We start from the raw sequence: 22,943 nt of genomic DNA, 5'->3' as shown, positions 1-22,943 counted from the left end.
ATGGTTTTGATAGTTATTTTCTATCAATGTGGTGAGTGATGAATATTCGGGATCTTGAATATTTGGTGGCGTTGTCTGAGCACAAGCATTTCCGCAAGGCGGCAGAAGCCTGTTTTGTCAGCCAGCCGACCCTGAGCGGCCAGATCCGTAAGCTGGAAGAAGAGCTGGGTGTTGCGTTGCTGGAGCGAACCAGCCGTAAAGTGTTGTTCACCGATGCCGGTTTGGCGCTGGTAGCCCAGGCACAGAAAGTGCTGCTCGAGGTCAAGGTACTGACTGAGCTGGCCAGCGAGCAAGGGGGGAGTATGTCCGGTCCTTTGCATATTGGCTTTATTCCGACCGTTGGACCGTACCTGTTGCCGCATATTATTCCCAAGATGAAGGCGAACTTTCCTGAGCTGGAACTATTCCTCCATGAAGCGCAAACCCACCAGCTGGTACAGCAATTAGAAGACGGTAAGCTCGACTGCATTATTTTGGCCGCGGTGAAAGAAAGCGAAGCGTTTATCGAATTGCCGCTATACCATGAGCCGATGGTATTGGCGGTGCCAGAAGATCACCCTTGGTCAGATCGCCAATCTCTGCCAATGGAAGAGTTGCATGGCCATACGCTATTGATGCTGGGCGACGGCCATTGCTTGCGCGATCAGGCTATGGGGTTCTGTTTTGCGGCTGGCGCACAGGAAGACGGCAGTTTCAAGGCCACTAGTTTGGAAACCTTACGTAATATGGTGGCCGCCGGTAGCGGAATTACTCTGATGCCAAAACTGGCGACGCCGAAGGAGCAGCGCCGGGACGGGGTATGTTATATCTCGGCAGAAGACCCAGTACCGAGCAGGCTGATCACCCTGGCGTATCGTCCCGGCTCACCGCTCAAAGGGCGTTACGAGAAACTGGCCGAATTGATCCAGGGCCACCTTGAAGCGCAGTTGCCCACTTAATATTGATTCATAAAAAAAGAGCGCCGAGGCGCTCTTTTTTAGATCTAAAGTTTAAGCTCTTGGTTTCTGTCTTAGGCTTAAACTTCCAGAGAACTAGAACAGCTCGTCAGAACTATCTGATTCGAAAATCCCTTCAGAAGCCGATTCGCTGACCGATTCAGTCGGCTCGGTGCCTTCCTCAAAGTACTCGAACATCGATGTGTAATCATTCTGGTTGCTGAGCTTACCGCTATCGCGGTCGATACGAACTTGAATGATATCTTCCGGTAATTGCTTACGCTGGACCGGAACACCCTCCAAGGCATTCTTCATAAACTCAATCCAGGCTGGTTGGGCTGTTTTGGCACCGGCTTCAGCACCGGAGATCTGGTTCTTGTCCTGGTTGTTGTTCCATGATGTACGGCCGAGGTTACGGCTGTGGTCATCGAAGCCAACCCATGCGGTTGCGACGATGCCTGGACCGAAGCCTGAGTACCAAGCATCTTTCGAGTCATTGGTGGTACCGGTTTTGCCACCGATATCACGGCGCTTGAGCACCTGGCCACGCCAGCCGGTGCCGTTCCAACCCGTACCATGGCGCCAGTCACCGCCACCCCAGACGTTGCTTTCGAGCATTTCACGCACCAGGAAGGCATTCTGCTCGGAGATCACCTGCTGGGCATAGTGAGGGCCTTGGGTTTGCTGATCATCACCCAGTGCCTCTTCGCTGATCGCGATATCATTGAGGATCGGGCTGGTTGTGTTTGATTGTCCAGCCAGCCCTTGCTCCTGCTGGCACTCGGTGCTGCAGACGACGCTTGGGCTAGCTTGGAAAACCACGTTGCCATATGGGTCTTCTACACGCTCAATAAAGTAGGGATCGACGTAGTAGCCACCATTGGTAAACACGGCAAAACCTTGTGCCACTTCCAGTGGGGTCAGGCTACCGGCACCCAGTGCCAATGGTTCTGCACGCGGTAGATCTTTCTTCTTGAAGCCGAAACGGGTCAGGAAGTCGATAGTTTCATCGAGGCCGACATTCTGCAGTACGCGCACTGCCATGACGTTCTTTGACTGAGCCAAACCGATCCGCAGGCGGGTTGGGCCATTATAGGTTGGTGGCGAATTCTTCGGACGCCATGCGGTGCCCATGCTCTGATCCCAGCGGTTGATTGGCGCGTCGTTGACCAGGCTGGCCAGGGTCATACCGTTATCCAAAGCCGCCGAGTAGATAAACGGCTTGATTGCCGAGCCAACCTGACGGACTGACTGGGTGGCACGGTTGAACTTGCTGTGGACGAAGTTGAAACCACCGACCATGGCTTTTACAGCTCCATCTTGCGGCGAGACAGCCACGAAAGCGGTGTTGGCATCGGGCACCTGGCTCAGTACCCAGTTGTCACCACGTTGCTGAACCCAGATCTGCTGGCCGGTCGCCAAGATATCGCTGGCGGTTTTGGGGGCGGGTCCTTGACGGTTGTCGGTAATGAACCTACGGGCCCATTTCATGCCATCCCACTCCAAGGTGTGTTGGCTGCCGCCTTTGGCTTGGACTGTTGCCGTTTTGCCTTCTACCTGGGTAACGACTGCAGGTAGAAGCTGGCCGTAAGTCGGCTGCTTGGCAAGGTGCTCATTGATTTGCTCACCCGACCAAGCGGCTTGCTCCGGTTTCCACAAGGTGGCAATGGCACCGCGGAAACCATGGCGCTGATCGTAGCCAAGCAGGTTATCAATCGCCGCCTGTTGGGCAGCATTCTGCAGCTTGGGATCGACAGTAGTAAAGACGCGCATGCCCGACGTGTAGGCATCTTCGCCGTAACGGCTAATCATCCAAGCGCGAGCCTGCTCGGCAAAGTAAGGGGCACTTAGCTCGATCTCTGCAGAGTGGTAACGGGCTACCACGGGTTCGGCACGAGCTTGGTCAAACTCTGCTTGAGTAATATGGTTTTCAGCGAGCATCCGGCCCAGCACGACATTACGGCGAGACGTTGCTCGACTGACTGAGTAGATTGGGTTCATGGTCGATGGGGCTTTCGGCAAGCCGGCTATTACCGCGATTTCACTAAGGGTTAGCTGACTGACTTCTTTACCGTAATACACTTGCGCTGCGGCACCCACCCCGTAGGAGCGGTAGCCAAGATAGATTTTGTTCAGGTAAAGCTCAAGGATTTCATCTTTGCTGAGCAACTGCTCGATGTGGATAGCGATGAAGATCTCTTTGACCTTACGCATGATCTTTTTCTCGTTGGAGAGGAAAAAGTTACGCGCAAGCTGTTGGGTGATGGTACTCGCGCCTTGCTTGGCCGAACCGGATGTTGCGACAACAAATGCGGCACGGGCAATACCAATCGGGTCAATACCCGGGTGATCGTAGTAGCGGCTGTCTTCTGTCGCGAGGATCGCATTGATCATTTGCGGTGGGATCTCATCAAGAGTGAGCGGGATCCTGCGCTGCTCGCCGAATTGGGAAATCAACTTTCCGTCTGCACTGAACACCTGCATAGGTGTCTGTAATTCAACATTTTTCAGGGTGGCGACATCTGGCAGTTCTGGCTTGACGTAGAGGTAAAAGCCAAAAATTGTAGTGACTCCAAGAATAATGCAAATCAATGCAAAAGTTAGTAATCGCTTTATGAACTTCACTTGAGATTTCCCGTTACACCAGTATTCATGCGTTTCTTCGGTTTCCGCGAGTAGTATAAAGGTAACTTAAGGAAAATTAACGCTAAAAAGCTGGTGTTTGTTTTAAATAAGTAATTTGCTTTTCTGTCTAAAGGGAGCATAGCACGGTATGTTTCGTAACCCACTAACAATTGGGGTCGATATTGGTCATCACAGCATTAAAGCCGTGGTCTTACGACAGAAGAAGTCAGAGCTTGAGCTTGTCGCTTTTGCCGAAGTTGTATTGCCAGCTCCAGTGTTGAACAAGCAGCATAGCGTAAATGCCCCCGCTTTGTTGTCAGCGATGCGTAAATTAAAAAAGGCCCTGCCTTTTGGTGCAAGGCAGGCAGCACTGGCCCTGCCTGACAGTGCGGTGATCAGCAAGGTTGTCCAACTTGATAGCCATCTAACTGAAGACGAATCGGTATTTGCCGTCGAGCAGGCTATCAGTGCCTCATCTCCCTTTCCCGTTGAAGAGCTACGACTGGACTTTTTCCCGATGATGGGGGATACGTTCGGCGAACAATCACAAACTCACCCGGTACAGGTTTACGCCACTCGGAAAGAAGCGGTCGATAGCCGGGTGGCGGTGATGCGCGAAGCCCGGCTGGAACCGACAGTGATGGAGCTGCAGACCCATGCACTGGTATGGCTTGAGCAATATCTCGCCGAGCAACAAGGCACCGAAGGGGATTGGGGAGTGGTGGATATTGGCCACACGACAACGGCCATCGGGATCAGGGGACCTGCCGGTACAGTATATCGGCGTGAAGTATCATTTGGTTGCGAAGCGATGGAGCAGGTCGACAGTACCTTTTCCGGTAGTGGGGATACTACTGCTCGGGCTGAACAGTTCACCAAGCTACTGGCAGACAACCTAAAGCGGCAGCTACAGCTTTACAGTACGACCTACCCACGCTCTGCCTTGCAGGGGATCTGGTTGTCTGGCGGCGGGCAACATCTGATCCTTGAAGAAATGTTGGCGAGGATGCTGTCAATATCGGTACGTAAGATCCACCCACTGTCCGGCTTCCAGCGTTCGGCCAAGCTTGATCTTGCTTTGGATGAGGGGGCAAACGGCCAGTATGCGGTTGCGGCTGGTTTGGCGATTCGAGGGGGGAGCGCATGATAGCCAAGGTCAATTTACTGCCGTGGCGGGAAGAGGGACGAAAGCGCTACAGGCAACGCTTTGGCTTGATGCTAGCCGGCACTGCCACAACCGTTGTCGTACTGGTCGGCCTCGCTGGCTGGTTGCTGGATTGGCAGCAGGATATTCAATCGGGACGCAATGCCCAGATAAGGCAAGAAGTGACGTTGCTTGAGGAAAAGTTGGCCCTGCTGCCGGAAATGGATACCCAGCGAGAAGCCTTGCTCAAGCGTTTATCTGTCATCACCAATATTCAAGAAGGACGCAACCATATTACCCAGTTGCTGAGCTTGTTGCCCGGTCTGGTTCCTCAAGGGGTCTATCTTGACGACATTTCGTTGACCGGAAACCATGTCAAGCTCAGTGGCAAAGGAGAATCAAACGGGCATTTGGCCACTTTGCTGGCCAATGCCGAGCAATCCGCATGGATAGAGGGGATTACCATGCACTCGATAGTGCGTGCCGAGGAGGAGCAAGCTCTGATTCATTTCAGGGCTTCATTTGTGATCAACCCGGTTCAGCAGGCCCACAGTACTGATAAGGGGCCCCAATGATTGACTGGCGAGAGTTGGAACTCGATGAAATGGCGGACTGGCCGGTGGCTGCCCAAACGGTCGTGGTTATTGTGCTGGCGGGGTTGCTGTCATTGGCGGGGGCTTGGTATTGGGTATCCCCAAAACTGGAAGCACTCGAGGGGCTCAAATCACAAGAGCAGGAGCTGAGAATGCACCTTTCCCGTAGGGCAAGCCAGGTGGCGGCGCTGCCCAAGGTGAGGGAACAGGTTGACATTTTGCAAAACCGTTACCTGCAGGTGGTCGAACAACTTCCCGAAGAGGAGGAGCTATCTAGCTTGTTGGCCAGTGTGAATGATAGCGGGGTGCGCAATGGCTTGGTGTTTGAGCGGATCGAATGGGCGGCCAGAAGAGATCATCCTTTGTATTTTGAATTGCCAATCCACATCAATGTGGTTGGCCAGTATGAAGATATCGGTCGCTTTGCTGCTGATATCGCGCACTTGCCCCGGATAGTCCTGCTCAAGGATATCGATCTGCGAAGGCGCGATCCGGAGCAGGCACAATTGCAGCTCAAGGTCTCTGCAACAACGTTTCGTTTTAAAACGCCGCCCATGGAGGGAGGACGATGAATATCAAACGCTGGGTTTGGCTCGGGCTGTGGCTCGGGTTAATGGGATGCCAGGCCAATGATGACTCTGTCGAGCAGTTTATCAACCAGGCCCACCGGCATGCGGTGGCACAGGTTGAGCCGTTGGATGAACTCGAGGTGTTCCGGGCCGAAGCGTTTGCCATGAGCCGCGATCGGGTTCCGTTTCAGCTTCCCAAACCAGAGCCGGACGTAAAGCTACGCAAGGAAGAGAAGGTGTGCTGGCAGCCAGCTGCGCGCAAGCGTTCTTCACCCTTGGAGAGCTATTCACTGGAACAGCTCAGTATGCGTGGGGCCATTGGTGGTGCGAACCAGGAGTGGGCGTTGATTTATACCCCTCAGGGTAGCTTGGTCCGGGTTCGCGAGGGGAGTTATATCGGCCGTAACCATGGCCGGGTGCTAGAGGTCACCGCGAATAAAGTGGCTATCGAACAAATCATGCCGGACGGTGACGGGTGCTGGCTAAAAATACCCGCCACACTGACATTGGCGTCGCAATAAGTACCAGAATAGAGATGGAATGATGACAAGGAATCTGTTGCAAGTCCTGCGGTTGATGGGTGGGCAGGCGTTGAGGTGGGCGGGCATAGCATGGTTCGGGCTGCTATATAGCTCTGTCGCAGCCGCTGAGCCTTTGCCCCAAGTAAGCAGTATTGACTTTTCCCGTGGTGAGCAGGGGGCGGGCGTGTTGGAAGTGGTACTGGCTAGCGGGACGGTAGACGTCGGTGCTCGGCGGCTTGATAACCAACTGGTCCTTGAGATCCCCCAGGTTGAACTGCCACAAGAGCTAGTCTATGTACTCGACGTCAACGATTTCGCTACCCCGGTGCTAGCGGTTGAGACTTTCCAAAGTGAAGGTGGGGCCCGATTGGTTCTGTCGGTAGAAGGCGACTACAGCTATGACTATGCGGTGAAAGGAACCGCGCTATTGGTAACGGTTCAACCGACGCAGCTTCTCACTGGTGACTCAGTGGCGAACCCTGCTATTGCTTATAAGAGCAAGCCGATATCGATCAACTTTCAGGATGTGCCGGTGCGTAATGTGCTACAGCTGGTTGCTGAATATAACGATTTCAATCTGGTGGTATCGGACTCGGTTCAGGGCAACCTTACTCTGCGGTTGGACAATGTGCCTTGGGAGCAGGTACTGGATATTATCCTTCGGGCCAAAGGGCTGGATAAACGCGAGCAGGGATCTGTATTGCTGGTTGCACCGAAAGAGGAGTTGGCACGGAGTGAGCAGCAAGTGATGGAGTCAAAGCGAAAAGCCGAAGAATTGGCCTCCCTGCGGTCGGAAATCTTCAAGATAAACTATGCCAATGCCCTTGAGCTCGGAGAGCTGTTGCAGGGGGCCGATGACGGGATCAGCATGTTGTCTGGTCGTGGCTCTCTGCATATCGATGATCGGACTAATTCACTGATTGTAAATGATATATCAGACAGTTTGGCTAATATTCGCGATATCATCGCCGCACTGGATGTGGCTGTCCAACAGGTTGAGATTGAAGCTCGGATTGTCACCGTCAATGAAGGGGATGTGGATGAGTTGGGGGTACGCTGGGGGATCCTCAATACCAACGGTAGTACGACTGTGGGTGGTTCGATTGAGAGTAATCTCAATTCCGCTGGGCTGTTGAGTGAGGAAGCAACTGTTACCGATTTTCTCAATGTTAATTTGGCGGCGACCCAGCCTGGGGCATCAAGTATTGCCTTCCAGGTGGCAAAGGTCGGTGACATCTTGCTGGATTTGGAGCTGTCGGCGTTGCAATCGGAGCAGAAAGCAGAAATTATCTCTAGCCCAAGATTGATGACCACCAATAAAAAGACCGCGTTTATCGAGCAGGGCACTGAGATCCCTTACCTCGAAGCAGCTTCCAGTGGTGCTGTCTCGGTCAGTTTTAAAAAAGCGGTCTTGAGTCTGATGGTGACCCCGCAAATCACCTCGGACGGCAATTTGGTGCTGGATTTAGTGGTGACCCAGGATAAAAAAGGCGAAGTGGTACAAACCGGGACCGGTGAAGCGGTGGCGATCGATACCCAGCGTATTGGCACCCAGGTGCTGGTGGCAAACGGCGAGACGGTTGTGCTGGGAGGTATTTATCAGCACGCAATAAGTAATGCTGTGCGCAAAGTGCCGCTATTGGGTGACCTCCCGGTACTGGGGACCTTGTTCCGCCATAAACTCGAAGAGCTGCAGAAGAAGGAGCTACTGATTTTTGTGACGCCAAAAATTGTCTATCAGTGAGTCACTTGGCGCAATGCTGGGGCAATAATTGTCCCAGCATTGCGCCATAAATGAATAAATCCCCACCTAGCTATTGCCAACAGCAGCCCTGTCCTGAGATAATTTTCGATCTTATCACGAATTAAATGTGAGGAAGTTGGCGCCTCGGGCTTGATTTATCGAAGCCTGCGGGCGGTGTCGTTTTATTAACCGCGCGTAAATATTGCTAAAAATGGCTGAAAAACGAAATATTTTCCTGGTCGGCCCAATGGGTGCCGGCAAAAGTACTATCGGTAGACACCTTGCACAGCAGCTGCATATGGAGTTCTTTGATTCAGATACTGTGATTGAAGAACGTACCGGTGCTGATATTAGCTGGGTATTCGATGTTGAAGGTGAAGACGGTTTCCGTATTCGTGAAGAAAACGTGATTGACGATCTGACCCAGGAACAAGGTATTGTTCTGGCAACGGGTGGTGGCTCAGTGATGAGCAAAGAAAGCCGTAACCGTCTTTCTGCCCGTGGCATTGTCGTATACCTAGAGACGACGATTGAAAAGCAGCTGGCACGTACTCAGCGCGATAAAAAGCGTCCTTTACTGCAAACAGATACGCCTCGTGAAGTGCTGGAATCACTTGCAGGCGAGCGTAATCCATTGTATGAAGAAGTAGCTGACTATGTGGTTCGCACTGATGATCAGAGCGCCAAGGTAGTGGCAAACCAAATCATTAAAATGCTAGAAGAGCGCTAATCGAAAAGAGAGCTGGCCATGGAACGGATCAACGTCAATCTTGGTGACAGAAGTTACCCAATATCAATCGGCGCCGAGTTATTTGATAACCCGGCGCTATTCTCCCCTGCCATTCCGGCAGGCCGACGCGTTGTTGTGGTCAGTAATGAAACGGTAGCCCCGCTGTATGCTCAGCAGATCATCGGGACTATCCGCTCGCTGCCATGCGAGGTCGCTTTACTTTCATTGCCTGACGGCGAGCAGTACAAGACCCTTGATACCTTCAACCAAATTATGTCCTTCCTGCTTGAGGGCAACTATGGCCGCGATGTGGTTCTGGTTGCTTTAGGGGGCGGTGTGATTGGCGATGTTGTTGGTTTTGCGGCGGCTTGTTTCCAGCGAGGGGTGGATTTTGTCCAAGTCCCGACCACGTTGTTGGCGCAGGTCGACTCGTCGGTGGGTGGCAAGACTGCGGTGAACCATCCGTTGGGTAAAAATATGGTTGGGGCGTTTTACCAGCCAAAAGCGGTGGTGATTGACAACCATTGCCTGAAAACACTACCAGCCCGTGAGTTTGCTGCCGGTATGGCCGAGGTGATCAAGTACGGCATCATTGCCGATGGTGATTTCTTTGTCTGGCTCGAGCAGAACATCGACAAGCTTCAGGCGCTGGATAATGACACACTGAGCTATGCGATTGGCCGTTGTTGCCAGATCAAGGCAGATGTCGTGGCCGCTGACGAAAAAGAGTCTGGGGTTCGTGCTTTGCTCAATCTTGGTCACACGTTTGGTCACGCTATCGAGGCCGAAATGGGCTATGGCAACTGGTTACACGGCGAAGCCGTTGCTGCCGGTACGGTCCAGGCTGCTCGTGCTGCTCAATTGCAGGGGCTGATCAGTCCGGCTGATGTTGAACGTATTATTCGCTTGCTGGAAAAAGCCAACCTGCCGGTACACGGTCCGGAAGGCATGGGCTTTGACGCCTACATCAAGCACATGATGCGTGACAAGAAGGTGCTGTCTGGCCAGCTACGTTTGATCCTGCCGACCGGTATTGGCAGTGCTGAGGTTGTGGCTGGTGTACCGGAAGATGTACTGCGCCAAGCGGTACAAGCCTGATCCTGTAGGTTGCCTATGAGTCGCGGCCTACACCTTACCCCGCTGGATTTGGACTCCCAAATCCAGCTCCTTTCTCGACTGCAGTTTCTCACCCGCTTCAGCTCTAACCTTATCCAGGTAACGGGCACCGAGGGAGCTGGTAAAACCTGGTTGTCCCAACGTTACCTCGAACACTGGGCCGGAGACTCCCGTCAGTCTTTGTTGCTTTGCCACCCAAACCAGCAAGATGGTCAACACCGCGCTATCATCCTTCAACAGCTCGCTCCCCGTGCTGTATTCAACGAACAAGACCCGTTAGGCCAGAGCCTTGAACGCCTGTTCGAGCAACAGCCTGTCAATGTCCTGATTGTTATCGATGACGCACATTTGCTGAGCCCTGATCTGCTTGCAGAGTTATGGGGGGTCGTGCAGCAGGCTCGTTTGTACCCTGACTGGCAGGTCAATGTGTTGCTGTTTAGCCATAACGGCAGGCTGGATAAATACTTGGGCCAGTTGGTTCAGGGGCAGGGGAATGCGCCATTAGAGGTAGAAATAAGTCCATTGTCGGAACAAGAAGCCCAATTGATGGTCGAAATGATGTTCGATGGCGAGCACCTTGATGCACCAGGAAGGCGCAGGATCCGCGAGCATGCTTCAAGCTGTGCCCCGGCTCCGGGGGAACTGCTCAAGCTCGATTTAGCAGAGGATAAGGATATGTCAGAGAGTACATCCCGTTTGGTTTCGCCAATGGCGCTGCTGGGTGGATTGCTGGTGGTGATGATCGCCGTGATTGCGTGGTGGTTTGTACCGGCTGGTGAAGATAAAACACTGGCAACCAATGGGATCCCGCAAGAACAGCTGGACAAGCTGTCCGAAGAGCCGGTGAGTGTTGCCACCGCGGAAAGCAACGTGGTAGGTGATAAAGGACAAGAACCGGCGCTGGTATTTGAAGACGATAGTGATGCCCTGCCGCCGGATGTTTCAGTCGAGGGCCTGACTGTAGGCCGGCGCGATACCAACCCTAGGGTGGTGGTGCCTTCCGATGTCGTTGATGCGATGCTTGATGAGCAGAAGCTTGGCGGTACCGGCGAGAAGGCAGTGGAAGAAGGCAAAGAGAGTCTGCAACCGGTATTGCCTGAAGGGCAGCCAATACAGCGGCCTGAAATGGTTCTGCCAGACTCAGCGGCTCAGGTATCGTCGCAGGGAGATACAATCTCGGCTGATATTGCTGAGGGAGATGGGTCTACGATGGCGCCCCAAACTGCGGCCGCTGAACCGTCTGTCGAGGAGATCGGCAGCAAGTTGCGCGGCGTTGCCCCCGAACACTATGCTCTGCAACTGGCGGCAATGCGTTCATTACCGACAGCGGAGCAGTTTATCGCCGATTATGATATTGAGGCATTGGCCGAGGTGTATGAAACCCGCCGTAACGGGGTAGCATGGTTCATTATCGTGACCGGTGATTACGCGGATGTACAAGCGGCCCGTATTGCCGAAACTCGTTTACCGTCCCAGCTCCAGTCGGTCGATCCATGGGTGAAATCCTATCGCCAGATCCATACCGAAATGGATCGGGCTAAATAACCCGTTTCTTTCTCAGATATTTCCCTCAAGCGGTACAGACACAGATTGAAATGGTGTACAATCCGCCACCTTTCGTTACAAAGTCGGTATTGGTGGTCAGCTGAATGAAAAAGCATCGTGCATTCCTGAAATGGGCTGGAGGAAAATATTCCCTGGTCGAGGAGATCGAGCGCCGCTTGCCGCCAGCACGAAAGCTGGTTGAACCTTTCGTTGGTGCCGGTTCAGTATTTCTCAATACTGACTTCGAGCAGTACCTGCTTGCCGATATCAATCCTGACTTGATTAACCTCTACAATATCCTCAAAAATGATCCCGAGCAGTATGTTCGTGACAGCAAGGCGTTGTTTACCCCTGAATACAACCAGAAGGGGGCGTACCTTGAGATCCGTGAGGCCTTCAATAAAACCAAAGATCCATATTTGCGTTCTTTGTACTTCCTGTACATGAACCGCCATGGCTTCAATGGCTTGTGCCGCTATAACAAGAAAGGTGGCTTTAACGTCCCGTTCGGCTCATACAAAAAGCCTTATTACCCGGAAGATGAGCTGTATTTCTTTTCAGAAAAAGCCAAGCGGGCGACGTTTGTCTGCGAAGGCTACCACCAGACATTTTCACGAGCTCGCAAGGGCTGTGTGGTATATTGCGATCCGCCTTATGCGCCGCTATCGACCACGGCAAACTTTACCTCTTATGCCGGTAATGGCTTCAGTCTCGATGATCAGGCTGCCTTGGCCGATGCCGCCGAGAAAGCAGCGAACGAGCGTGATATTCCGGTGCTGATTTCCAACCATGACACCACATTGACCCGTCGTTTGTATCATGGTGCCGATTTGTCGGTGGTCAAGGTAAAGCGAACGATCAGCCGCAACGGTGGCGGTCGTAACAAGGTCGATGAGCTACTAGCGCTGTTCAAGTCTTCTCAAGACTAGGTGTTAACCGCGCAGTTTCTTGTTAACCACATAGTCTCTTGTTAATCACGTCGTCTCTTGTTGGCCAGCCCCTCGCTGGCTACCCGCTCGCTATCAAGTAACTGAACGCGATCAGTAGCCCGACAAATACCGCAATAGCAGCGATACCGGCCAAAATAAATGGCAGCGGACGCTGCTGGCTGAAATCAATTTCCCTGTTCTTCTCCGACTGTACCCCGAACAATGCCCCGGCAATGCTTTTGATTAAATTGGGGCGCGGTGGCTTGTTCCCTGCCATGGTTCATCTCCTTAGTACCCAAGTCATATAAATAGCCGTAACCCCTTGCTACATCGGTTCGCTAGAACATAAGTGTAGCTGCCCTGTGGCACACCCGCCTTGAAATCCGGTAAGACATCATCTTGATGATCGGGTAGAATTGCGCCGACTTCCGATAACGTTTTCGTTTGTACCGTATAGAGGCTGAACATGAAGGACTTTTTGATCGCTCCATCTATCCTGTCTGCAGATTTTGCTCGTCTTGGCGAGGATGTAGAGAAAGTATTGGCTGCTGGTGCCGATGTTGTGCACTTTGACGTGATGGACAACCACTACGTACCTAACCTGACTTTTGGTGCCCCGATATGCAAGGCCCTGCGCGATTACGGTATTACTGCACCGATCGACGTACACCTGATGGTGAAACCAGTGGATCGCATTATCCCTGACTTTGCCAATGCGGGCGCTACCATGATCACTATCCATGCCGAGGCCAGCGACCACCTGGACCGTTCGCTGCAGTTGATCAAAGAGCACGGTTGCCAGGCGGGTGTGGTATTCAATCCGGCGACACCGCTGCACTACCTTGATTACATCATGGACAAGGTCGACATGATCCTGCTGATGTCGGTTAACCCGGGCTTTGGTGGCCAGTCATTTATCCCGTCAACCCTAGACAAGCTGCGTGAAGTGCGTAAGCGCATTGATGCGTCTGGCCGTCAGATCCGCCTTGAGATCGACGGTGGGGTGAAGGTTGACAACATCCGTGAAATCGCCGAAGCCGGTGCTGACATGTTTGTGGCGGGCTCGGCGATTTTCAGCCAGCCAGACTACAAAGCTGTGATTGACGAAATGCGTGCAGAGCTGGCCAAGGTTGAGCGTTAATGAGTCAGCTAAGTGGTATTGATTTTATTGCCTTTGATCTTGATGGCACGCTGCTCGACAGTGTGCCTGATTTGGCTGATGCTGCGGATAAAACCATGCGCGCCCTGGGGCGTGCAGGGGTGACCGTTGAGCAGGTGACGACCTGGATTGGCAACGGGGCTGATATCTTAATCGGCCGTGCGTTGAGCCAGAGCGTCGAGGTTGACCCTGAACTTGACCCGGCGCTGCACCGCGAGGCCCGCCAGCTGTTCGATCGCTACTACGAAGAAGGCGGTCACGAGAAGAGCGCGCTGTATCCGGGCGTTAAAGAGACACTGGCAGCGTTTCATGATGCTGGCTTGCCAATGGCTATCGTCACCAACAAGCCGGCCCAGTTCGTGCCTCATTTGCTTGAGGAGCATGGCATTGCTGATTACTTTGTCGATGTGATCGGCGGTGATACCTTCCCGCTGAAAAAACCTGATCCGTATGCCCTGAACTGGTTGCTCGATAAGCACAGCCTGACGGCAGAGAAAATGCTGATGGTCGGTGACTCCCGCAACGATATCTTGGCGGCGAAAGCGGCGTCATGTTATGTTGTTGGGCTGACTTACGGCTACAACTATGGCCAGCCGATCAGCGAAAGTAATCCAGATATTGTACTGGATCACTTTAGTCACTTGGCAGAAGTGGTTAAACTAGGTAGCTAGTACGCTTGGCATTGTGCCGGGCTCAGAATGATATTATGCCGGCGGCAGATGGCCGCGGCTTTTTTGTGACATAGGAAAATCTCATCATGACCAAACCCATTGTATTGAGTGGCGTACAGCCTTCAGGTGAATTAAGTATCGGTAATTATCTGGGTGCGCTGCGTCAGTGGGAACAGATGCAGGATGATTATGATTGTCAGTACTGTGTCGTAGACCTGCATGCCATTACCGTACGCCAAGATCCGAAAGCGCTGCATGAAGCAACGCTGGATGCGCTGGCAATTTGCTTGGCTGTGGGTGTCGACCCGAAGAAAAGCACCTTGTTTGTCCAGTCTCACGTACCTGAGCATGCCCAGCTAGGCTGGTTGCTGAACTGCTACACCCAGATGGGTGAGCTAAGCCGTATGACCCAGTTCAAGGACAAGTCGCAGCGCCACGCTAACGATGTTAACGTTGGCCTGTTTGGCTATCCGGTACTGATGGCGGCCGATATCTTGCTATACGGTGCCCACCAGGTCCCGGTAGGCTCAGATCAGAAGCAGCACCTTGAGCTGGCGCGTGATATCGCGACCCGTTTCAACAACATCTACGGTGATGGTGAGGCGATCTTCCAGGTCCCAGAGCCGTACATTCCGACGGTTAATGCCCGTGTCATGAGCCTTCAGGATGCAACCAAGAAGATGTCTAAGTCGGATGATAACCGTAAGAACGTGATCACCCTGCTGGAAGAGCCGAAATCGATCATCAAGAAGATCAACAAGGCCCAGACTGATACCGAGACCCCACCGCGTATCGCCCATGATATCGAGAACAAAGGCGGTATCTCTAACCTGATGGGCTTGTACTCGGCGGCAACTGGTAAGACATTTGCTGAAATTGAAGCCCAATACCAGGGCGTTGAGATGTACGGCCCGTTCAAGAAAGATGTTGGTGAAGCCATTGTTGCGATGCTGGAGCCTATCCAGTCAGAGTACCACCGTGTTCGTGCTGACCGTGCTTACCTTGATGAAGTGATGAAGGCGGGTGCTGAGAAAGCGTCTGCTCGTGCGGCCGAGACCTTGAAACAAGCGTTCGCTGCTGTCGGTTTTGTTGCGCGTCCGTAGTGATGCAATCAGATCTATAATGTAAAGATAGGAAACCGGCCCCAGGCCGGTTTTTTTTCGTCTATGCTTGCCTTTCTGCTGTCCTGTTGCAAAATAGGCCGCTGTAATTTTCAGGGAGCAGAAGTACCCATGCTATTGATGATCGATAACTACGACTCGTTTACCTATAACCTGTATCAGTATTTCTGTGAGCTGGGGGCCGAGGTAAAGGTAGTGCGTAATGACGAAATCGACATTGCCGGTATCGAGGCTTTAGCCCCCTCCCACTTGGTGATCTCGCCGGGGCCCTGTACGCCGGATGATGCGGGGATCTCACTCGAGGCGATCCGCTATTTTGCGGGCAAACTGCCGATCCTCGGGGTTTGCCTCGGCCACCAGTCAATTGCTCAGGTGTTTGGTGGCGATGTTGTCCGTGCCCGCCAAGTGATGCACGGCAAGACCTCCCCGGTCGTCCACACAGATAGCAGTGTATTCTCTGGGTTGAATAACCCGCTTACGGTGACCCGTTACCATTCGTTGGTGGTCAAGGCTGATACGCTACCCGATTGCTTTGATATCACCGCATGGACAGAAAAAGACGGTGAGCGCGATGAAATTATGGGGATCCGCCATAAAACCTTGCCGATTGAAGGGGTCCAGTTCCACCCCGAGAGCATCCTGACCGAGCAAGGTCATCAACTGCTGGCGAATTTTCTCCGTCGCTAAGTTATCAAGAGAGCAGAGCAGCAGAAAATGCTGCCTTGCTAAGCCACAGCACCATTTTTTGCCAATCAAACTGCTTCTTCCTCCGCCGCAAACAGCCAATCTAAGGCTTTTTGCTATCTTAATGGCGCGATCCTTGTCACCTTTCTTAACATTTCCTTATCTTTTTTGCTTTTTTTGGCACGGAAAAATTATGCACAATATCGCTGTGTTTGATTTTTATTTCCTTGCAGGAAAAACACCTTTTAATGAATTGGGCTTAATAAGTTTTCCTCAGTCTCGCATAAATATGTATTTTGTAGGTGATTAACCGTTAACCGAGAGGGAATAAAAAATATTCTGCTATTGGAATTGGTTAATAAAATGTAAATACTATGCTTAGGGCAAAAACATTAGAAGGAAACGATAATGGCAAAGGAGTATAAAGTTGATCGTCAGGTATTTGATGACGTGATGGTGCCGTGCTACGCGCCGATGCAAATGATCCCGGTGAAGGGAGAGGGTGCACGGGTGTGGGATCAGGAAGGGCGAGAGTATGTCGACTTTGCTGGCGGTATTGCAGTGAGCTGCTTGGGCCACTGCCACCCGGTAATGGTTGATGCCCTCAAGGCACAGGCCGAGAAAATCTGGCATCTCAGTAATGTGATGACCAATGAGCCTGCATTGCGGTTGGCGACGTTGCTGACCGAGCACAGTTTTGCCGATAAAGTATTTTTTGCCAACTCCGGAGCTGAGGCCAATGAAGCGGCGCTGAAACTGGCCCGCCGTTATGCGGCCGATACGTTTGGTCCGGAGAAATCTGAAATTATCTCTTTCAAACAGGGCTTCCATGGCCGTACCTTCTTTACCGTCACTGTCGGTGGCCAAGAAGCGTATTCCGATGGCTTCGGGCCGAAGCCGGGCGCGGTAACCCATCTTGCCTATAACGATTTGGCTGGTTTGGCCGAACATATGTCGGAGCGTACTTGTGCGGTGATGATGGAGCCGTTGCAGGGCGAGGGCGGTATTGTGTCGCCGACGGCTGAATTTATCCAAGGCGTGCGCGAGCTGTGTGACAAGCACAATGCCTTGCTGATCTTCGATGAGGTACAAACCGGTAATGGCCGTACGGGGGATTTCTATGCCTATCAAGGTTTAGGAGTCACACCGGATATCCTCAGCACGGCCAAATCCTTGGGCGGCGGTTTTCCAATCGGCGCTATGCTGACGACCACCGAGCTGGCTGCACACCTGAAAATTGGCACCCATGGCTCGACCTATGGCGGCAACCCACTGGCTTGTGCCGTGGCCGAAGCTGTGGTCAGTGAAGTCACCAAGCCGGAAGTACTGGCTGGCGTCAAGCAGCGTGAGCAGTGGTTCCGCGAAGCACTTGAGGCGATCAATACCAAGTATTCGGTATTTGCCGAAGTACGAGGCAAGGGCTTGCTGTTGGGCGCCGCTCTCAATGATGAGTGGCAGGGCCGGGCAAGAGATATCTTACTTGCCGCTGGTGAAGAAGGCCTGATGGTACTGGTTGCCGGTACCAATGTGGTGCGCTTCACACCGTCATTAGTGATCGACAAAGCCGATATTGACGAGGGGATGGCCCGCCTTGAGCGCGCGATCGCCAAAATTTACTCATAGTTTGATTCAACGGGAGGCGGCTGGCAGGAGCTAGGCCGCAACCTCCGGCCCAGTGCCGGTCTTATCATTAGTTGGCAGCCATGCTGCAGCTTGCATCAGGAGGGAGTTCGATGCTGGTTATACGTCCTATTACTGCCGCGGATCTACCGGCACTGCTACAGTGCGCGGAAGAGTCGGGCCATGGTTTCACCTCGCTACCGGTTAACGAGGAAATTCTCGCTAATCGAATTCAGCATTCCGAAGAGAGCTTTGCCAAGTTGGTCACCCAACCTGGCTCGGAAGGTTACCTGATGGTGGCAGAAGATACCGAGACCGGGGAAATTGCAGGGACGACGGCGATCGAAGCCGCGATTGGGCTGGACAACCCGTTTTATACCTACCATCTCAGTACCGTGGTGCATTCATCGCGCCGCCTCAATGTCCACAATGTGGTGAAAGTGCTGACGTTCGGCAATGACTACACTGGGGTGAGTGAGCTCTGTACCCTGTTTCTACGCCCGGAGTGGCGTGAAGGCCTCAATGGCCGTTTGCTGTCGAAGTGCCGCTTCCTGATGATGGCCGAGCACCCTGAGCGCTTTGACAACACGGTGATTGCCGAGATGCGCGGGGTGTCAGATGAAGACGGCAATTCCCCGTTCTGGGAGTGGCTAAAAGAACACTTCTTCTCGATTGACTTCACCTTGGCCGATTACCTGACCGGTATCGGTAAGAAAGGTTTTATTGCCGATTTGATGCCCAAGTTGCCGATCTACGTCAACTTGCTCAGCCCGGAAGCACAGGCGGTGATCGGGCAAGTGCATGAGAAAACCCGTCCGGCACTTCGTCTGTTGGAGAAGGAAGGTTTCACCTGCCGTGGTTATGTCGATATTTTCGATGCCGGCCCGACGGTAGAGTGTGATGTCAGAAATATCGAGTCGGTACGCCACTCGCAAGTGTGCCGGGTTGAGATCGGCCAACCGGTCGCACAGACGGATTGCATCGTCAGTAACTCTTCGTTTACCCATTTCCGCGCTATCGTCGACAAGGTCGACGTACTGGATGGCACGGCATTGATGAGTGCAGCAGCGGCCAAGGCGCTGGATGTTAAACAAGGGGATCAGGTTCGCCTGATCGCCCAATAAAGGAGTAGACCATGACCCAATGGATTGCAGGTCGCTGGCAAGACGGCGAAGGACAAGCGATGCAGTCGCTCAACCCGTACACCAGTGAAGTCGTATGGCAAGGTTTGTCGGCAACCGCAGAGCAGGTTGAGCAGGCTGTTGCTGCCGCAAGGACGGCACTGGTGAGCTGGCGTAGCCTACCTATTGCTGAGCGTCAGGCGATTGTTGAGCGCTTTGCCGAGCTGGTCAAAGCGCACAGTGAAGCTATTGCGGTGGTTATTGCCGAGGAAACGGGCAAGCCATTGTGGGAAACCCGTACCGAAGCTGGCGCGATGGTGGGTAAGATTGCCATATCGCTGCGTGCCTACCATGAGCGTACAGGCGATAAGCAAAAAGACGTTGCTGGCACCCAAGCCGTGCTTCGTCACCGTCCATTGGGTGTCATGGCGGTCTTCGGACCCTATAATTTCCCGGGACACCTACCCAATGGCCATATCGTCCCGGCCTTGCTGGCAGGGAATACCGTGGTATTTAAGCCATCGGATCTGACCCCTAAGGTGGCTGAAGAATGTATGAAGTTATGGCAGCAGGCCGGTTTGCCTGAGGGTGTGATTAACCTGGTTCAGGGCGCACGGGCAACCGGTGAAGCCCTAGCGGGTGCCAAGGGCATTGATGGACTGCTGTTTACCGGTAGTGCCAATACCGGCCATTTGCTGCACCGTCAGTTTGCCGGCCAGCCGGGTAAAATGCTGGCGTTGGAAATGGGCGGCAATAATCCGATGGTGATCTCCCGTCACTATGGCGAGTTGGATGCGACTGTCTACACTATTATTCAGTCTGCCTTTATCAGTGCCGGACAGCGTTGTACCTGCGCTCGTCGTCTGTACTTACCTCACGGTGTGGAAGGCGATCGTATTTTGGCGCGCTTGCTCGAGTTAACCCGCCAGATCCGCGTCGGTGGCCAGTTCGATGAGCCAGCACCGTTTATGGGGGCACAAGTGTCGCTTCAGGCGGCTGATAATATTGTGCAGGCCCAGTCGCAGTTGGTCGAGCTAGGTGGTGAAGTGCTGCTGCCAGCGACCCGTGGCCAAGGGGCGATTGTCACACCGGGGATCATCGACGTCAGCAATATCGATGAACTACCTGATGAAGAATACTTTGGTCCGCTGCTGCAGGTTGACCGTTATCACGATTTGGACGAAGCGGTAGAAAAGGCCAATGATACCCGCTATGGCCTATCGGCAGGCTTGGTATCGACCGATGACAGTGAGTGGCAGTATTTCATTGAACATATCCGGGCCGGCATTGTAAACCGCAATCGCCAGCTAACGGGAGCTAGTGGCGATGCGCCATTCGGTGGACCTGGCGCGTCGGGTAACTTACGGCCAAGTGCGTATTACGCGGCAGACTACTGTGCATACCCGATGGCGTCGATGGAAGGTGAACAGCCGGAGCTTCCCGCTCAGCTATCACCGGGTCTTTCGCTTTGATGGCCATCAATCATTCACCAGCCAAAGAGGATAGCGAGCACATGGAAAGGGTAGAGCAACTATTTGCCGGGCTATGGCAGGATTACATCCAGCGCCTATGCCCATCAGCCGCTCAGGTTCATGATCTGCTGACCGAAGAAGAGCCGCTGCTCAACGATCATATTGCGCTGCGGACATTCAACCTGCCGAAGGTCGGGCTTGACCGGCTGGCGGCCCCGTTCATTGCCATTGGCTACAAGCCGTGTGGCCGCTATCACTTTGAGGCCAAAAAGTTGTATGCCGAGCATTTTGAGCATCCGAACCCGCTGGCACCCAAAGTGTTTATCAGTGAGTTGATGGTTGGCCAGTTCAGCTCGTTACTGCAGCAGACGGTTAGGGATTTGGTCGATCAGGTGCCGGAGCAGGCCATGCATGATCCGGCCTTTCTCTATGGTGGGCGGTTATGGGACTTGGACTACGCGACCTATGAGCTATTGGCGGCTGAAAGCGAATATGCCGGCTGGCTGGCCGCCCATGGTTTCGGTGCCAACCACTTTACTGTTAGCCTGAACCAGCTTGAGCAGTTTACCGAGGTCGATGAGGTCAATCACTTGTTGCGTCATAATGGCTTTGAAATCAACAGTGCAGGCGGTGAGGTCAAAGGCAGTCCTGAAGTGATGCTCGAGCAGTCATCGACCATGGCAGACCGGGTCGAGGTTGGGTTTATCGATGGCGTGCATACTATACCGGGCGGCTTCTATGAGTTTGCCAAGCGCTATCCGAAAGAGGACGGTGAGCTATATACCGGCTTCGTTGAAGCGTCGGCAGATAAAATCTTTGAAAGCACGGATGCCAGTTAAACCAACTGAATCAGCAAGGCCCTTTCATGAGGGCCCCTGCATTATCATAACTGGGTAAAACATAAAGCGCCTGTGGCTGATAGGGTCACAGGTTTTTTTGCGCCCGACTTTAGTGTTTGAGGCTGTCGAGCGGATACCCAAAGTGGGACTCCGGTGTATGGCGCTTTACCTTCTCGTGTTGCTCAAGGTAGTGACGGCTGTCGCTGAAACCGGTCATTTCAATTGTATCGGGTAGTGGCGAAATGACGCCGCGCTGCACGTGGTGGGAGCTATGTGGTGAAAAGCGTTCGATGTCCATACCGGTATTCCATTACAGGTGATGAGAATTGATATGCACAATGTAGCACTAAGCCGGGTAGATACAAGCACAAAAAGAGTGATGGGGTAGACAGTAATGCCCTGTAAGTATGAAAGTGGGCAGGGTAGGCAATAAAAAAGCCGCATAGTGCGGCTTTTTGAGTATCTGGCAGTAAACCGGATGGTTTAACGGGTACCGTAAACAACGATAGTTTTACCGTGGGCAGAGATCAGGTTCTGCTCTTCTAGCATCTTCAAGATACGACCAACAGTCTCACGGGAACAACCAACGATTTGGCCGATTTCCTGACGGGTGATCTTGATTTGCATACCATCTGGGTGAGTCATTGCATCTGGCTGTTTAGCCAGGTTCAATAGTGTCTGTGCGATACGGCCTGTTACATCCAGGAATGCCAAGTCACCGACTTTCTGGCTCGTCACCTGTAGGCGGCTTGCCATCTGTGCTGAAAGGCGCATCAGGATGTCTGGGTTAACTTGGATTAGCTGGCGGAACTTCTTGAAAGAAATTTCTGCGACTTCACAAGGGGTCTTAGCACGAACCCATGCAGTACGCTCTTGGCCTTCTTCGAATAGGCCTAATTCACCGATGAAGTCACCTTGGTTTAGGTAAGACAGGATCATTTCCTTACCTTCTTCATCCTTGATCAGGACCGCAACAGAACCTTTGACGATGTAGTAGAGCGTCTCGGCTTTTTCACCCGCGTGGATCAAAGTACTCTTTGAAGGGTATTTATGAATGTGGCAATGGGAAAGAAACCACTCTAGAGTTGGATCTGTTTGAGGTTTACCTGGAACCATATTACTAACTTCCTCTGCGTTTGTTGCCCAACAACGACGTCCTTTAAAAAATGAGGCTGGGCCTAACCATAATGAGTTCGTCGTTTAGGATATTCAGTCAACCGCTGGGCTGCAAGCTCACGTGAATAATTAGTTCAGATTTTATCTTTTTTCGGCGCGCTTTTCTTGATATTGATCTATGTGAAAAGGCCATTTTGTAGTCATAAGTGTGCACATGATCACACAGTTGCTAGATAGTGCCGAAACCCCCTATAAGTTGTAAGGAGAAACCAATGCAATCACGAGTGAAATGGGTCGAGAATATGACCTTCCTTGGACAGTCAAATTCCGGCCACAGCGTGGTTATGGACGGCAATGGCGGAGAAAAAGCCCCGAGTCCAATGGAGCTGGTACTGATGGCTGCGGGTGGGTGCAGCTCGGTGGATGTGGTTGACGGACTCAAATCTGCAGGACAGAAGATCACCGGTTGTGAAGCGCAAATCAATTCGGTGCGTCGCGAGCAGGCTCCTCGTATTTTCACCACCGCCAACTTGCACTTTGTGGTGACGGGTGAAAACCTCGATGAAGCCGTTGTGGCCAAAACAGTGGCCGACTCGCTGGAAAAATACTGCTCGGTGTGCCTGATGCTGGGAGAAGGAGTTGAGATGACCCACTCGTATGAGGTGGTGGAAGAGTAATATAGCGGCAAG

At 52.8% G+C, this 22,943-nt stretch carries 23 protein-coding genes; 19 read left to right on the top strand and 4 right to left on the bottom strand.

The window, feature by feature from the left end; translation table 11 throughout:
* The first annotated feature begins 38 nt into the window (after window positions 1–38).
* Window positions 39–938 (top strand): DNA-binding transcriptional regulator OxyR, encoded by a 900-nt coding sequence (oxyR, locus tag L4D79_RS21440; RefSeq protein ID WP_428654192.1) that lies wholly within the window; start codon window positions 39–41, stop codon window positions 936–938.
* A 93-nt stretch (window positions 939–1,031) separates the two neighbouring features.
* On the opposite strand, the gene L4D79_RS21435 is transcribed toward oxyR, so the two are convergent.
* Window positions 1,032–3,560, bottom strand: coding sequence for a penicillin-binding protein 1A (locus L4D79_RS21435; protein WP_428654190.1), 2,529 nt, complete (start codon window positions 3,558–3,560; stop codon window positions 1,032–1,034).
* 148 nt (window positions 3,561–3,708) lie between these two features.
* Here L4D79_RS21435 and pilM point away from each other — a divergent pair, with 148 nt between their 5' ends.
* From pilM to L4D79_RS21390, 9 genes are all read left to right on the top strand, one after another.
* Window positions 3,709–4,707: a type IV pilus biogenesis protein PilM gene (pilM, locus tag L4D79_RS21430; RefSeq protein WP_428654188.1), complete on the top strand. Its 999-nt coding sequence runs from the start codon at window positions 3,709–3,711 to the stop codon at window positions 4,705–4,707.
* Window positions 4,704–5,279 (top strand): PilN domain-containing protein, encoded by a 576-nt coding sequence (locus L4D79_RS21425; RefSeq protein WP_428654185.1) that lies wholly within the window; start codon window positions 4,704–4,706, stop codon window positions 5,277–5,279. The genes pilM and L4D79_RS21425 overlap by 4 nt, the downstream gene beginning before the upstream one ends.
* Complete coding sequence (locus L4D79_RS21420) at window positions 5,276–5,869, top strand: type IV pilus inner membrane component PilO (RefSeq protein WP_428654183.1); 594 nt, start codon at window positions 5,276–5,278, stop codon at window positions 5,867–5,869. The genes L4D79_RS21425 and L4D79_RS21420 overlap by 4 nt, the downstream gene beginning before the upstream one ends.
* The gene (locus L4D79_RS21415) at window positions 5,866–6,387 is read left to right on the top strand and encodes a pilus assembly protein PilP (RefSeq protein WP_428654181.1); all 522 of its coding nucleotides are present in this window, start codon (window positions 5,866–5,868) and stop codon (window positions 6,385–6,387) included. The genes L4D79_RS21420 and L4D79_RS21415 overlap by 4 nt, the downstream gene beginning before the upstream one ends.
* A gap of 19 nt (window positions 6,388–6,406) precedes the next feature.
* Complete coding sequence (locus tag L4D79_RS21410) at window positions 6,407–8,131, top strand: type IV pilus secretin PilQ (protein WP_428654179.1); 1,725 nt, start codon at window positions 6,407–6,409, stop codon at window positions 8,129–8,131.
* 211 nt (window positions 8,132–8,342) lie between these two features.
* The gene (aroK, locus tag L4D79_RS21405) at window positions 8,343–8,861 is read left to right on the top strand and encodes a shikimate kinase AroK (protein ID WP_107349823.1); all 519 of its coding nucleotides are present in this window, start codon (window positions 8,343–8,345) and stop codon (window positions 8,859–8,861) included.
* Between the two features lie 18 nt (window positions 8,862–8,879).
* Window positions 8,880–9,959: a 3-dehydroquinate synthase gene (aroB, locus tag L4D79_RS21400; protein ID WP_428654176.1), complete on the top strand. Its 1,080-nt coding sequence runs from the start codon at window positions 8,880–8,882 to the stop codon at window positions 9,957–9,959.
* A gap of 15 nt (window positions 9,960–9,974) precedes the next feature.
* Window positions 9,975–11,522, top strand: a complete 1,548-nt coding sequence (locus tag L4D79_RS21395) for an SPOR domain-containing protein (protein ID WP_428654173.1) — start codon at window positions 9,975–9,977, stop codon at window positions 11,520–11,522.
* Window positions 11,523–11,626: 104 nt separating this feature from the next.
* The gene (locus L4D79_RS21390) at window positions 11,627–12,451 is read left to right on the top strand and encodes a Dam family site-specific DNA-(adenine-N6)-methyltransferase (RefSeq protein WP_428654171.1); all 825 of its coding nucleotides are present in this window, start codon (window positions 11,627–11,629) and stop codon (window positions 12,449–12,451) included.
* A gap of 79 nt (window positions 12,452–12,530) precedes the next feature.
* Here the strand turns inward: L4D79_RS21390 and L4D79_RS21385 are convergent, their stop codons facing one another.
* Window positions 12,531–12,728, bottom strand: coding sequence for a DUF2970 domain-containing protein (locus L4D79_RS21385; RefSeq protein WP_428654169.1), 198 nt, complete (start codon window positions 12,726–12,728; stop codon window positions 12,531–12,533).
* A gap of 189 nt (window positions 12,729–12,917) precedes the next feature.
* Here L4D79_RS21385 and rpe point away from each other — a divergent pair, with 189 nt between their 5' ends.
* From rpe to L4D79_RS21345, 8 genes are all read left to right on the top strand, one after another.
* The gene (rpe, locus tag L4D79_RS21380; protein WP_428654166.1) at window positions 12,918–13,592 is read left to right on the top strand and encodes a ribulose-phosphate 3-epimerase; all 675 of its coding nucleotides are present in this window, start codon (window positions 12,918–12,920) and stop codon (window positions 13,590–13,592) included.
* Window positions 13,592–14,281 (top strand): phosphoglycolate phosphatase, encoded by a 690-nt coding sequence (locus tag L4D79_RS21375; protein WP_428654164.1) that lies wholly within the window; start codon window positions 13,592–13,594, stop codon window positions 14,279–14,281. Before rpe ends, L4D79_RS21375 begins: the two co-directional genes overlap by 1 nt.
* A gap of 86 nt (window positions 14,282–14,367) precedes the next feature.
* Entirely contained in the window at window positions 14,368–15,384 is a 1,017-nt protein-coding gene (trpS, locus tag L4D79_RS21370) for a tryptophan--tRNA ligase (protein ID WP_428654162.1), read from the top strand.
* Between the two features lie 129 nt (window positions 15,385–15,513).
* On the top strand, window positions 15,514–16,089 hold the full coding sequence (locus tag L4D79_RS21365; protein WP_428654160.1) for an aminodeoxychorismate/anthranilate synthase component II: 576 nt from the start codon (window positions 15,514–15,516) through the stop codon (window positions 16,087–16,089).
* A gap of 405 nt (window positions 16,090–16,494) precedes the next feature.
* Complete coding sequence (locus L4D79_RS21360; RefSeq protein WP_428654158.1) at window positions 16,495–17,709, top strand: aspartate aminotransferase family protein; 1,215 nt, start codon at window positions 16,495–16,497, stop codon at window positions 17,707–17,709.
* Window positions 17,710–17,819: 110 nt separating this feature from the next.
* Window positions 17,820–18,830, top strand: a complete 1,011-nt coding sequence (gene astA, locus L4D79_RS21355; RefSeq protein WP_428654155.1) for an arginine N-succinyltransferase — start codon at window positions 17,820–17,822, stop codon at window positions 18,828–18,830.
* Between the two features lie 11 nt (window positions 18,831–18,841).
* Window positions 18,842–20,299: a succinylglutamate-semialdehyde dehydrogenase gene (astD, locus tag L4D79_RS21350; protein ID WP_428654152.1), complete on the top strand. Its 1,458-nt coding sequence runs from the start codon at window positions 18,842–18,844 to the stop codon at window positions 20,297–20,299.
* A 41-nt stretch (window positions 20,300–20,340) separates the two neighbouring features.
* On the top strand, window positions 20,341–21,138 hold the full coding sequence (locus L4D79_RS21345) for a DUF1338 domain-containing protein (protein ID WP_428654150.1): 798 nt from the start codon (window positions 20,341–20,343) through the stop codon (window positions 21,136–21,138).
* A 109-nt stretch (window positions 21,139–21,247) separates the two neighbouring features.
* On the opposite strand, the gene L4D79_RS21340 is transcribed toward L4D79_RS21345, so the two are convergent.
* Both L4D79_RS21340 and crp read right to left on the bottom strand, forming a co-directional pair.
* The gene (locus L4D79_RS21340; protein ID WP_428654148.1) at window positions 21,248–21,436 is read right to left on the bottom strand and encodes a hypothetical protein; all 189 of its coding nucleotides are present in this window, start codon (window positions 21,434–21,436) and stop codon (window positions 21,248–21,250) included.
* A gap of 185 nt (window positions 21,437–21,621) precedes the next feature.
* Window positions 21,622–22,254 (bottom strand): cAMP-activated global transcriptional regulator CRP, encoded by a 633-nt coding sequence (gene crp, locus L4D79_RS21335; protein ID WP_036801200.1) that lies wholly within the window; start codon window positions 22,252–22,254, stop codon window positions 21,622–21,624.
* 272 nt (window positions 22,255–22,526) lie between these two features.
* Between crp and L4D79_RS21330 the strand changes: the two genes are divergently transcribed.
* A complete protein-coding gene (locus L4D79_RS21330; protein ID WP_317524786.1) occupies window positions 22,527–22,931 on the top strand; it encodes an OsmC family protein in 405 nt (134 codons plus the stop codon).
* Window positions 22,932–22,943 lie beyond the last annotated feature (12 nt).

Origin of the sequence: Photobacterium satsumensis (assembly GCF_050336935.1) — a bacterium.
In the GTDB taxonomy this organism is placed as follows: Bacteria; Pseudomonadota; Gammaproteobacteria; order Enterobacterales; family Vibrionaceae; genus Photobacterium; species Photobacterium satsumensis.
Note: the sequence above shows the minus strand (reverse complement) of the source record. Positions and strands in the feature narration are given on the sequence as shown.